This is a genomic window from Candidatus Hikarchaeum yamanae (genome assembly GCF_009889665.1).
GTDB classification, from domain to species: domain Archaea; phylum Halobacteriota; class Halobacteria; order Halobacteriales; family Hikarchaeaceae; genus Hikarchaeum; species Hikarchaeum yamanae.
On record NZ_WTZR01000001.1, the window covers coordinates 149,599 to 161,433 of the forward strand.

At 41.8% G+C, this 11,835-nt stretch carries 10 protein-coding genes; 5 read left to right on the forward strand and 5 right to left on the reverse strand.

The window, feature by feature from the left end:
• Position 1: 1 nt before the first annotated feature.
• Together rnhB and ACM9H2_RS00750 are read right to left on the reverse strand one after the other, a co-directional pair.
• Positions 2-649 carry a ribonuclease HII gene (gene rnhB, locus ACM9H2_RS00745; RefSeq protein WP_415487178.1) on the reverse strand — a complete coding sequence of 216 codons (648 nt, stop codon included), beginning with the start codon at positions 647-649 and terminating at the stop codon, positions 2-4.
• Positions 649-1,953 carry a tRNA pseudouridine(54/55) synthase Pus10 gene (locus ACM9H2_RS00750; protein ID WP_415487180.1) on the reverse strand — a complete coding sequence of 435 codons (1,305 nt, stop codon included), beginning with the start codon at positions 1,951-1,953 and terminating at the stop codon, positions 649-651. Before ACM9H2_RS00750 ends, rnhB begins: the two co-directional genes overlap by 1 nt.
• A 120-nt stretch (positions 1,954-2,073) precedes the next feature.
• Between ACM9H2_RS00750 and trmY the strand changes: the two genes are divergently transcribed.
• The 3 genes from trmY to ACM9H2_RS00765 are packed head-to-tail and all read left to right on the forward strand — an operon-like array spanning position 2,074 to position 4,912.
• Positions 2,074-2,661: a tRNA (pseudouridine(54)-N(1))-methyltransferase TrmY gene (gene trmY, locus ACM9H2_RS00755; RefSeq protein WP_415487182.1), complete on the forward strand. Its 588-nt coding sequence runs from the start codon at positions 2,074-2,076 to the stop codon at positions 2,659-2,661.
• Between the two features lie 56 nt (positions 2,662-2,717).
• On the forward strand, positions 2,718-4,007 hold the full coding sequence (locus tag ACM9H2_RS00760) for an OFA family MFS transporter (RefSeq protein WP_415487184.1): 1,290 nt from the start codon (positions 2,718-2,720) through the stop codon (positions 4,005-4,007).
• 8 nt (positions 4,008-4,015) lie between these two features.
• Positions 4,016-4,912 carry a hypothetical protein gene (locus ACM9H2_RS00765; protein ID WP_415487186.1) on the forward strand — a complete coding sequence of 299 codons (897 nt, stop codon included), beginning with the start codon at positions 4,016-4,018 and terminating at the stop codon, positions 4,910-4,912.
• A gap of 21 nt (positions 4,913-4,933) precedes the next feature.
• Here the strand turns inward: ACM9H2_RS00765 and ACM9H2_RS00770 are convergent, their stop codons facing one another.
• On the reverse strand, positions 4,934-6,880 hold the full coding sequence (locus ACM9H2_RS00770; RefSeq protein WP_415487188.1) for a hydantoinase/oxoprolinase family protein: 1,947 nt from the start codon (positions 6,878-6,880) through the stop codon (positions 4,934-4,936).
• A gap of 141 nt (positions 6,881-7,021) precedes the next feature.
• On the opposite strand from ACM9H2_RS00770, the gene tgtA reads away from it, so the two are divergent.
• Positions 7,022-8,503, forward strand: coding sequence for a tRNA guanosine(15) transglycosylase TgtA (tgtA, locus tag ACM9H2_RS00775; RefSeq protein ID WP_415487190.1), 1,482 nt, complete (start codon positions 7,022-7,024; stop codon positions 8,501-8,503).
• Between the two features lie 24 nt (positions 8,504-8,527).
• Positions 8,528-10,276, forward strand: a complete 1,749-nt coding sequence (gene arcS, locus ACM9H2_RS00780; protein ID WP_415487192.1) for an archaeosine synthase subunit alpha — start codon at positions 8,528-8,530, stop codon at positions 10,274-10,276.
• Here the strand turns inward: arcS and ACM9H2_RS00785 are convergent.
• Positions 10,273-10,662: a Rieske (2Fe-2S) protein gene (locus ACM9H2_RS00785; RefSeq protein WP_415487194.1), complete on the reverse strand. Its 390-nt coding sequence runs from the start codon at positions 10,660-10,662 to the stop codon at positions 10,273-10,275. The genes arcS and ACM9H2_RS00785 overlap by 4 nt on opposite strands.
• Positions 10,631-11,767 (reverse strand): amidohydrolase family protein, encoded by a 1,137-nt coding sequence (locus ACM9H2_RS00790; RefSeq protein WP_415487196.1) that lies wholly within the window; start codon positions 11,765-11,767, stop codon positions 10,631-10,633. Before ACM9H2_RS00790 ends, ACM9H2_RS00785 begins: the two co-directional genes overlap by 32 nt.
• Positions 11,768-11,835 lie beyond the last annotated feature (68 nt).

The window sequence follows — 11,835 nt, forward strand, 5'->3', positions numbered from 1 at the left end:
TTTAATCCCACTCTTCAATCGATTTTTGAGCGTTTCTTCCCATTATATCTTTACTTGTTTTCCAGGATTTACGCGCGCAATTGGGCAATGTCCCATTCTCTAAAATATATCTCTCCAAAAAATCTATAGTTCTACTATCTGAAGGATAACCACTGCCAATATCCTCATATGTCCTGGCCAAATCCGAAACATGCGAATCCCTCGCTACTTTTGCGAGTATGCTCGCTGCACTAACAATTGGATACTTTTGATCCGCTCTGTGCTCTGAAATAATCTGAACTTCCACATTCAATCCATCTAGAACCCTCCTAGCAAAACGCTCCGGATTGACATCGGCAGCATCCACATATATGTAATCTCCATTTTCAGCTATTTCTGATATCGCCCTCGCATGAGCTTCTGCAGTTAATATGTTCATATTCGAATCCGGTCTATCAATTTCTTCGATGGTTACTTCTTGTGCACTCATCGAGAAAGATTCCACTTCGACGAGTTTGTCTGCAATTTCTTCCCTACGTCTTGCCGTGATTTTTTTTGAATCCACCACGTCATCCGGCAAGTCCTCTTCTGACTGTACCCTAGCTGCCACAACAAACATCGATCCTATCACTGGTCCCTTTCCCGCTTCATCCACGCCAATTATGGCCATTATTTCTCCATATCCTTACTTTCTTTTTGCCTAAGCATATACTCTGGAACACGGAAACTACCACCCTCCGCAACTACTGAAATCACATCTAATGTTTCTACCACGGCTTCTACTCCTACTAACTCCGCCAAGTTAGGCTTTGTTCTACCATTGTCTCCGCTAACTAGTTCTTTTATGTAAAGTCCCTTTTCCCCGTGGATTTCTAAATTCGCTCCCGTAGGACTTATCAGCTCTCCCTTCGCAGAATACACTTTTCTCACTCTAGTTTTATCTGCCCTCCTATGGATAACTCTCGTAGGGGTCTCTTGTTCAATTTCAACCCCTTCTAACACCTCGAGCGCTTTTTTTAATAATTTTTTTTCTACAACATCTTCAAATTTAACTCCAACTTCGTATGTTTTTGACGCAGGCAACTCTTTTATATGTGCCACCATTTTTCTACTCACGATACCTTCTAGTTCCACTTCTACTTTCCCAGTTGCAGCTTCGTTCATACTTTCTTCTAATATTTGAAGATCTACAGACCTTTTTTTAGGGGTTTTAATTTCTACTACAAATGGTCTCCCTGTACCCACCATTTTCGCATCAATATCTTCTCTCCCTGCACCATGGAATGTAGAACTCTCCCCTTCTGTAGCCCCAATTGCCACCGAATCTATCAACTCTTGCACACTCTCTTCGTATTGCTTTCCAGAACCACCGCACCGCTCACATACACCCTCTGAATTTGTTCCTTTCCCCTTGCATTCGCCACATGGCCATTTAGTTTGCGGAATCCCTCTGATCAATTTCTTATACCTCCCATATATGCATATTGGACTCACCTGAATCTCGACAGATCTAGTCGAAACATCCAACAGTATCACTATATCTGGACTATCCTCTTGAAAAGATTTCCCCGTCCTATCTCCTATAATTTTCCCAACCTCTCGATTCATTTCTGTTTTGAGAAACTCACCTGAATCTACTGATATTCCCACGAGCTCCCTTAATAATTTAGCATTCTCGTCAAGTAACGGAGACATCTTAGTGCCAATTTTATACGTTTCAAATTCAATTTCTCTAACTTCTGCCACGGCCAAATCCGCCCATTCTCTAAATCGATAACTTTCCCCCAAACACACCCAACAATCCACTTCCCTTTCCACAATTTTCTCATTTTCCATGGCCAATACGGTTTTCCAAGCCCTCCCTCTCTCTCTATTAGTCAAACCATGTCCTCTATTTGCAAATATCTGACCTAAGCAAGAATCACAAATCTCTCCCTGACCCATTATCTCTTCCACTTGTTCAAACAGATCCATCTCTATGTACTACTATTATTGATAAAACTTAAGTAATTCTGCATTCGTCCCAACTATTTTTGCCTAACAATGGTCACTATATACCGATGGAGATTTACCCCTTGTAATAAAAATGGGTCTATGCGGCAATTCATAGTGATAAGTCACACCGCAACAATAACACCTGATTTTTCTCTCAATGACCTCCCCGGAAGTGGAGGGAGAATGGATATACTTTGTAGGTGTGTCGGGGCATCTCTTCTGACTTCACATGCACTACGGAACAATGTCCGAGTTTATCTTTTATTACAAAACAAAATTTCTATTCGAATTGAAAGCTCCGAAACACGTTATTTACATCCCGATGAGAGGTGTATTGCAGCTTTGATAAAAAAAGCGTTAGAAAAAATACCAGAAATCGTTGGCCAAATTGAACTAGAGAGTACCCCTGGAATCTACATTTCGAAACGGGACCTTAAGTCATTGTTAAATTCTGTTGATCCAAGTGGAACTTTCATCCACCTAGATGAGCGTGGTCTTTCCTCTCAAACATTCGTGTTCCCTCCCGAACCCATATTCATTCTTTCAGATCATCAAAATTTCTCCCCTTCTGAACTTGACATATTGAATGCATACATTCAAACAACCATTAATCTCGGACCCGTCTCTTTACACGCCGATCAATCGATCATCATTGCACACAACTTACTAGATGTTCAAAACATCTAATTCCATCTAATTTTCACACTCGTAACTATAATGCCTACAGACAACTTCTCTCTACCATGAATAGTTCATCTCCCGATTATCCGGCGCTTTCCCGCGAGATATTGGGTTTTTCTAGATGGTGGCAAATTATAGCCGCAGCATTAATGATGGGTTTAGTCAGTCCCTATCAGTACGTATGGTCTTCTATCGAAGGCCCCATGGCAGATAGTCTAGGCGTTCCGTTAAGTGTTTTAGGCGTGGTATTCACACTCTTTGTTATATTCCAAGCAGGATCTCAATTCCCCGTCGGTTGGTGGAGGGATAGGTATGGTCCTCAGAAATTAACTCTTCTCGCAGGAATTCTAGCTGGTGGGGGTTACATTGGAATTTCTCAGGCAACCGAAGTGTGGCAAATATACGTTCTATATTCTATAGGGGCAATTGGTGTGGGTATCATCTACACCGTGGCTGTTAACACGGCTCTAAAATGGTTCCCAGACCGAAGAGGGCTTACAACAGGAATAGGAACAATGGCTTTTGCCGGTGGGAGTGCTCTTTTTATACCCTACGTTAGAGTAAATGCAACTGCAGCTGGCTATCCCGATGTCCTCCAAAACATGGGTCTATTGATACTAATCGGAGTTATTGTGGGGGCAATTATCCTTCGAGACCCCCCTGAAAACTGGCTTAAAACCAATATCACCAAATCGGTTTCTGAGAAAAAATCCACTCAATCACCATCCCAATCCAACGAATTCACGTCAGGTCAAATGATCAAAACTTGGCAGTTTTGGTTAATGTATTTAATGTTTGTCGCAGTAAGTGGTGCCGGTCTAACCTTGACAGCAAAAGTAGTTCTACTAGCTGAAAATCTAGGCTTGACCTTTGCGGCGGTGACTGCATCTGCAACTATACTCCCCATCGCAGGTGGGGTTGGACGGTTGGTTGTGGGATATATCTCAGATGACCGTATTCCTGGAATTTCACTTGGATTTAGCCGTGAACGTGCGATGGCAATTTCATTCGCCCTTTGTGGTTTAGGCCTTCTTGGGACTCTCTTCTTCGGTTATATGGGTCTCAGTATAGGTTTCATCTTCTCTGTATTCATAGCAACGTTTTTCTGGAGCCCTCAATACACCTTATTCCCTAGTGTTGTCGCAGATTATTATGGTTCAAAAAATTCATCTGCAAACTATGCTCTTCTCTACTCTGGAAAAGTATGGGGAGGTATATTCGGTGGGGCTGTTGCTGGATGGCTTGTCGTATCTGCTGGCTGGACTGCGACCTTCCTAATCGGTGCAGGATTGGCTTTATGTGCTGGTGGATCAGCATTGCTACTCCGACCCCCTGCCGCTTCCCCTAATTAACACATCTAATGGATTCATTTCTATCACTTTTCGGACCCAATCCTTCCCCTTTAATCTGGCTTTATGAGCTCGCAGCAAAACTTTCTTCTTTTGATGTAGCTGAAATGGAATCCAATGAAAACAACCTTTATGAATCTTTGCATAATGCTGTAGATCTGTTCGATCTACCTGCACTTTGTGTTTCTTTCGATACAACACTAGAAACTACGGCGATGGGCTATCTGCATCCTCACGAGGATGGACATATTCACACCATGGAAGATGCCCTCAATATGGATGTGGATTCCATCTTAACCGGTGGAAGAATTCCCCAAGTTTTGTCTGTAACATCCCGCCTAAAAGAATCTCTCGACTGCGCTATTATAGGTGGGATATCCAGTCCAGAAATTATATCAAATTCTCTCCTATCTCCTTCTAGTAAAAATGATGATTCAATCAGGGAAGAAGTTCTTTTTTCTGTTGAGGAGGCTCTTTCTCAACTTGCTAACTCTTATCTAGAATCTGGGGCAGATGGAATTGCACTCCTCGATCCCAACGGATTGTCCCTATCCGACCCTCTTTATGTACAAACACTCTCTCCTCTGCCCAACATCATAGCCCATTACGAAGCTTTCGGAGCATTAATCACTCGAGAAACTTCTCCTACTCAAATTAAAGGTGCAGCAGATTTGGGGTTCGATTTGGTAACTGGATCGACACCTTCTCCAGAAAAATCTATAGAATCTGCACAAGATTCTGGTATTCATTTCGCCCTTGGAATTCCCTCTTCTACCTTTTCCCCCGAAATTGATTCAGTCAACACATTCCTTGATTCTATCCCTTGCAATACACTCCTATCTAGTGAATGGACCATTCCTATTCAAACCCCGCCCGAGACTATCCACAACTTAATGGGATCTCTTTAATCCCACTTCTTCACCTTGGATTTATGAAACCACGATATCTGATCGTTTGGATCCTATGATCCCGTTTCCTATGACATCCACCCGAAAAAAAGTACCCTCCACAATTGGTATTGTAGTGTCTATTGACTCAATGATCGCTGGTCCTTCTACAATTGCTCCCTTCTGCAATTTTTCAAATATAAACACTGGAGTAGATATTTTCTCATCTCCCCATATCACTTCTCGTTCTCCTATTTTGGCAATTTCTGGATTTTCTTCTCCACATTTTCCCCTCGTAAAAACAGATACTGGAGCCTCGCCTCTAGCATGAAGCCTTAATGTAACAAGCTCATCTTTCTTTCTCTTTTTTTCTATAGGCACAAATCCATCTACTCTCTCACTCGGATCATAACTTATGGCATCTACATCGAATTTGATCTCATCTGAAGAAAATCCCTCAGATTTCATATCTTTCTCTGCATCCATTTTCATCTGATTAATTAATTCTTCTACATTGGATTTTTGCAACAGTGGTCTCGTGTATGTATGGAGAATGCCCATCATTGATTCCCCAAACGCAGAAAAAATAGCCGAATGCGGTGTAATTATTATCCTTTTTATGCCCTTTTCTTTAACTAACCCTGTCATGTGCATGGGCCCAGCACCCCCATAAGCCACAACAGTGTCAATCCCTGAACCTACTTTTACGATCGAGTCCTTTACTTTTTGTTCAACACCTTCTATTATTTCATTTGCTGCTTCTTCGATTTTATTTTTCCTCTCCCCAACCACGTGCTCTTCCATAGCTTTCCGGGCTTTATCCACTGATAATTCCAATCTTCCCCCTAGGAAAAAATCTGAACTTATTCTGCCTAAAACTACATCAGCATCAGTCACTGTTGCCATTTTTCCACCCTTCCCAAAACAAGCTGGACCGGGATTTGCACCCACGGATTCCGGACCTATTTGGAGTTCTCCCTGTACCACCTTTGCTATTGAACCTCCCCCCGCCCCTATTGTTTGAACTGCTATTGCGGGAATATGTGTTGGTAATCCTTCTATTTCATGACTTAATTCTAATGGAAGTTCTCCTTTTCTTACAACACTCAGATCCAAACTAGTACCTCCCATATCTGCTCCAATAATGTCTACCTGATATTCATCCGAGAGAGCTTTAACCCCAAAAACTCCCGCAACTGGTCCTGAATTCAGAGTATCTATCGCTCTCGTCTTAGCTACTGCCGCAACCCCCCCACTAGAGTGGCCAATAAATAGAGGTTTATTATATATGTGAGACCTTATTTTGTCTTCTGCTCTGTATAATGAAACTTTCATCGGACGATGAATATATGCGTTTCCCACGACTGTATTCAATCTACGGTAATCATCAGGACGAGATGAAACTTCAAACGAAGCTAATGTAGGAACTGATCCTAAATAGTGGCGAGGGTATTCTTCTTGAATTAATCTTTTAACCTCTCTTTCATTGGCATCGTTCCAATAACTATTCTTCAATGAAATCACTATCATTCGAGCCCCGGATTCTTGCAATTTTTTTACGGCTTTTAGCGTTTGTTCTACTTTTGGTTTTATGATTACCTTTCCTTCTATGTCAATTTCTTCCTCTACACCTTCTATCAATTCTGGATTGACAAAATAATCGCTGACTTTGAATTCACCTTCTACAGAATAAAGCTCTCCCTCTTGCCCAGAAGTGACTAGTAACCCAATTTGCATCCCCTTTTTTTCTATAATGGCATTAGTCCCCATTGTAGTAGAGAATCTAACCATACTAGCCTTCGATAAAAATTCAGATAGGCCCATTTCCATTTTTTCAGCCCCACTTTCAATACATTCCATAAAACCAACCGTCAAATCGTGCCCTGTAGTTGGGACTTTCGCAGAGACTAATCTATTCCCCCACGCGAAAAATCCATCTGTAAAAGTTCCCCCCACATCAATATTCACCGTAATCAAATCTTTCTTCATTTATACCTTTTATCTCACTTGTTCCTTTTTTGCCCACCACCTTATTATATTTTTTGGCTTTAATTCCCCCACCATGTCAACTTCTCATTTGTCACTTTTTTTACGAACTACTTTTGCTTCATACACCCTTATGGCACTCCAATGACTCAGGGCCTTTTTGATCTCCGTGATTGTGATGCAAACGGTAGAATTGGACATTTTACAGTTCCTAGATCTAATGTCGTAGTTGAAACCCCTGCACTTCTCCCCGTGATAAATCCAAAATTACAAACCATTTCCCCATCAACTCTAGCCTCGAAATTCGGTGCCCAAATCCTCATAACTAACTCTTACATCATCCACCAAGATGATCACCTCCACGCCGAATCCCTTGAGAAAGGGCTCCATGAATTCTTAGATTTCCCCGGTGCAATTATGACTGATTCAGGGTCTTTCCAGCTAGCAGAATACGGAAATGTAGATGTCACCACTTCTGAAATTATTCATTTCCAGAATGCTATAGGTTCTGATATCGCAACTCCTCTTGATATACCCACTCCCCCCGATGCCCCTCTTGAAACCGCCCAGCTAGATTTAGAAACCACATTCGAACGATTGGAACTATCCAAATCATTAGTCGATGGTGATATGCTCATATCCGCCCCCATCCAAGGTTCTACCCATCTTGATTTACGAGAACAAGCGGCTAAGCATGCCTATGCTCTCGGATTCGACGTTTTCCCCATCGGGGCCGCCGTTCCCCTACTTACACAATATAGGTTTAAAGATGTCGTTGATATCATCATGGCTACTAAACGTGGTCTTGGATTCGACGCTATTGTTCATCTTTTTGGCGCTGGCCATCCAATGATGTTTGCTCTAGCAGTCGCTGCAGGTTGCGATTTATTCGACTCTGCTGCTTATGCCCTGTACGCTAGACGGGGGTCATATCTCACCACTCAAGGAACAAAACAACTTGTAGATTTAGATCATTTTCCTTGCTATTGCCCCGTATGTTCTGCCTATACACCATCCGAACTCCAAAATTTATCTAAATTAGAGTGTGAATCTTTGTTGGCAGAGCACAACCTTTACGTTAGTTTTGGAGAATTAAAGAGAATCAAAGTTGCAATAAAAGAAGGAAATCTTCTCGAACTAGTCGAACTCAGATCTGCTTCCCACCCCGCCATGCTTGATGGATGTCGAGCACTATTTCAATATTCTGCACAACTCGAAAGACAGGATCCCTCTGTGAAAGGAACATTTTTCCACATTTCCGATTTGAGTCCCCTTCGGCCCGAAATAGTAAGACACCATAATCACCTATCCCGAATCAATATTGGAACAAATGTGCTATTAACAACAGATATTGTTCCTCCTTTCTCTACTTCCAATTATAGTGAAATTTTATACGTAAAACCACCTTTTGGTCCTTTCCCCTATAGTCTATCCCACACATATCCTCTCACTGCAGAAATTCCATTTACTACTGACTCAATTTCACTCAAACAAGCCGCAGTTGGAATCTCAACTCTAGTTTCTCTCCACCCCGAAACAGCCTTCACATTCGCACATAACAATTGGCCCCAAACAATTTTAGAAACTCTATCCGATGATGTAAAATTTATCAACCTATCCTCCTAATATGGCACAACTAGAATTCTTACAATGACCAAATATTTTGAAGTTACACACCGGGATGGATCTGCCCGCCTGGGAAAATTACGATTTCCAACACCTCTCCCCACTCCTGCCATTTGCGATGACTTTCTCCACAATTCTGGAAGCTTATGGGCAACTGAAAAAGAAATACCATCTTCCCCTTCTATTGATAAACTTCTTATTTTGCCTCACCGAGGATTCCCCTCTGGAACCGAACCCGTCCTCGAAGATGCTTTTTTTGTTGAACCCCCTGATATAGATTCTCCCACCGCAGCCGTCATCTCGCCAAAAACAGCCTCCGATCTACACACAGATGCTTATATCTTATCCACCACATCTCATCCCCTTGGTCCCCCTAATAAATTTTGCAACGATATCATCCAAACAAAGATATCAATACCCCCTGATTCTGCACTCTACTTACCTGGTATTGCTACTCCTCAGAATCTATCATTTTTTGTTTACTTAGGCATAGACCTTTTCGACACGACACGCGCAGTGTTATCTGGACTACAAGGAACGTATCTATTGCCTACGGGCGACTATTCCTTAGAAAATTTAGACGAACTACCTTGCCACTGTCCCTCCTGCTCTGTCTCTATAGATAAATTCACAAATGAGGATTGTGCCACTCATAATATCAACACTCTGAAAAATGAGCTTTCTCTCATTACACAATATGTTCGATCAAACCGCATACGAGATTATCTTGAAGGCCAGGTTCGCCATGACACGTGGCTAACTGCAGCTTTTCGTTATCTGGATTCGAACTCACATTACTTGGAACAAAGAACCCCTGTCGCACGCACGGAAGGATTCATCGCCACCACCGAAGACTCACTAAACCGCATTGAAATAACCCGCTTCCAAGAGCGCATTCTCACACGGTATAAAAATCGCTTCACACATCCTTTAGTACTCGTACCATGTTCTGCAAAAAAGCCCTATTCAAAGTCAAAGAGCCATCGATTTTTCCATCAATCAATCCGCTTCCGTGGTCATAAAGTGTCTATCTCATCACCCCTTGGAATCATACCTCAAGAATTAGAGTTAACATATCCTGCACAACATTATGACACGGTTGTAACGGGAAATTGGAGTTCCGATGAGATTAATAGAATCTCGAAATTATTATCGCAATATATTGAGTCAAATTCTTATCCAAATATAATCGCACACGTCCCCTCTGGGGGATACCGAGATATCGTCGAACTGGCCACTAAAAATTCTCGTATTCCGATTGAGTACACTGTAGTAGATCATCCACTTTCTCCAGAATCTCTGCAAAATTTAGATAATGCATTGTCTCTCGTATCTCATTATTCCCGCCGTGAGCGTATGCTCTATCAGGCCCAAGCAATCGCAGACTACCAATTTGGAAATGGCGTGGGAGATTTATTATTCACCGACTGCACACTCAAAGGAAAATATTTTGCCCGAAGGATATTTGACACCGATCAAATTGCTACTTTGTTACCTGAATATGGACTTTTTTCTCTAACCTTGCATGGTGCCAATAAATTAAAAAATTCAAAATTTAATATCCCAACTGTTACCATCGACAATTTTGTCCCCCAAGGAAGTGTACTCGCCCCCGGAGTGGTTAGTGCCCCTGAAACCATTAGATCTGGCGATGAGGTCCTTGTCCAAGGTCCTTTGGCTTTCGCAGTTGGAAGGGCGATTATGAGCGGTCCTGAGATGCAACAAAGTTCTCGAGGAGTTGCTATCGATATCCGTCACGTACAAAAACTCTAAACAACAACTGCAACCTCTCCATCTTCCCGAACGACCACATTATAGACTGGTATTTTTCTCTTTAATACCGGACTCTCTCCCGTTTCGAGATCAAATCGTAACCCATGCCAGGGACATTTAATCATCTTTAATTCCAAATCTATTTCACCAAGAAATGTTCCTCCACATTTTTCACTATTGTATCTGTTTGTTCCTGACTCGTGCAATGGGGCATGTTTGTGTGGACAACTATCATGAATTGCATACAATTTACCATCTATGTTAAAAACCGCTATCTTCAAACCCCCCAATTTTACCCCCGTCCCTCTGCCCTCTGGGAAATCCTCAATCCTGCCAATAATTTTCTCTCGCATATTATATTCTGAATACTTCCTTTGAATTACCATGGCAAATTCTCGCCCGAGTCTCTTTGTCTATACCTCTGTTATTAAACAACCAATTTGGAGGATCGAATGTATTGTGAGGCCAATCACTTGAATATAAGAATGTTTCCGAAGCCCTACACATTTCGAACATGGATTTAACATGATCAGGGTTTTTTGGAAGGGCTATTGGTTGTGTTGTATAGTACATATTCTTAAAGAAATACTCACTTGGCATATGCTTCAAATAATCATTTTCATCTTCGAACATTCTGTGTGAAAGCATCACATCTTCTGGTAATGCATAATAGCATTCATCAGCTCTTAGAGATGCAAAAGGAACCCAGTTAGTACCTGCTTCTTGTATCACTACTTTCAGATCCTCGTGCCGATCAAATGTCCCTGTAAATATAAGATTCAGTACATTTGCCATGGCATTGTACGTCCAAGACAAAGTCAAAGCTTCGACGACCGATTTCATCGAGTTTCCTAGTAAATCAAACCTAGACGTAAACCCACTACCGTGTAAAACTAATGGTAATTTTTCCTTTACCAATTCTCTGTGCATTTCCTCATATTCCATCGCACCAAATAAAGTCTGAGGGCTATACCACCCTTGAACTCCTACGATCCCCTTCTCTCCCTTCATTCTTTCTATTTCTTCTACACATGCTGCCGGGTCCCACTGGGGGACTATCGCCAATCCATAAATGCCATTTTTCACATCGATAACTTTGTCTACTATGTAGTCGTTATATGCTCTTACTATCGCATTTTTTACAATTGGATACCGTGCTGTTGGTAGGTTAATCATCCCCGGTCCGACTATCACTGCGTCAATTGCATATTGCTTCTTCAATCCATCTATATCTTCTGCAACCAACGCTGTCCCTTGCGTATTAAGCGAATCAGCAATATGATGGGCATATGGGAAAACCCACCCACCCGTCACCCCTTTAGGAATCCCTCCAACTTCTATTTTTTTCTTTAATCGGGGATCTTCAATGTACTCTAAATATTCTTTTGGGTCAAATAAGTTGAGATGGAAATCAGCATCAATTATATATTCTTCCCAAGCTTCGTCTGGGACATTTATCCTTTTATTTTTTTCTGGTTTTCCTTTACTCATGATACTCCCTAGTCTCCCTATGAATAGTATTTTCCGGTAAACCCAACCCCCCCACGTTTGATATTTCT

Coding starts and splice junctions, on each gene's coding strand:
- arcS (WP_415487192.1), top strand. CDS start 8,528: ATGACCAAATATTTTGAAGTTACACACCGGGATGGATCTGCCCGCCTG.
- ACM9H2_RS00785 (WP_415487194.1), bottom strand. CDS start 10,662: ATGGTAATTCAAAGGAAGTATTCAGAATATAATATGCGAGAGAAAATT.
- ACM9H2_RS00750 (WP_415487180.1), bottom strand. CDS start 1,953: ATGGATCTGTTTGAACAAGTGGAAGAGATAATGGGTCAGGGAGAGATT.
- ACM9H2_RS00760 (WP_415487184.1), top strand. CDS start 2,718: ATGAATAGTTCATCTCCCGATTATCCGGCGCTTTCCCGCGAGATATTG.
- trmY (WP_415487182.1), top strand. CDS start 2,074: ATGCGGCAATTCATAGTGATAAGTCACACCGCAACAATAACACCTGAT.
- rnhB (WP_415487178.1), bottom strand. CDS start 649: ATGGCCATAATTGGCGTGGATGAAGCGGGAAAGGGACCAGTGATAGGA.
- ACM9H2_RS00765 (WP_415487186.1), top strand. CDS start 4,016: ATGGATTCATTTCTATCACTTTTCGGACCCAATCCTTCCCCTTTAATC.
- tgtA (WP_415487190.1), top strand. CDS start 7,022: ATGACTCAGGGCCTTTTTGATCTCCGTGATTGTGATGCAAACGGTAGA.
- ACM9H2_RS00770 (WP_415487188.1), bottom strand. CDS start 6,880: ATGAAGAAAGATTTGATTACGGTGAATATTGATGTGGGGGGAACTTTT.
- ACM9H2_RS00790 (WP_415487196.1), bottom strand. CDS start 11,767: ATGAGTAAAGGAAAACCAGAAAAAAATAAAAGGATAAATGTCCCAGAC.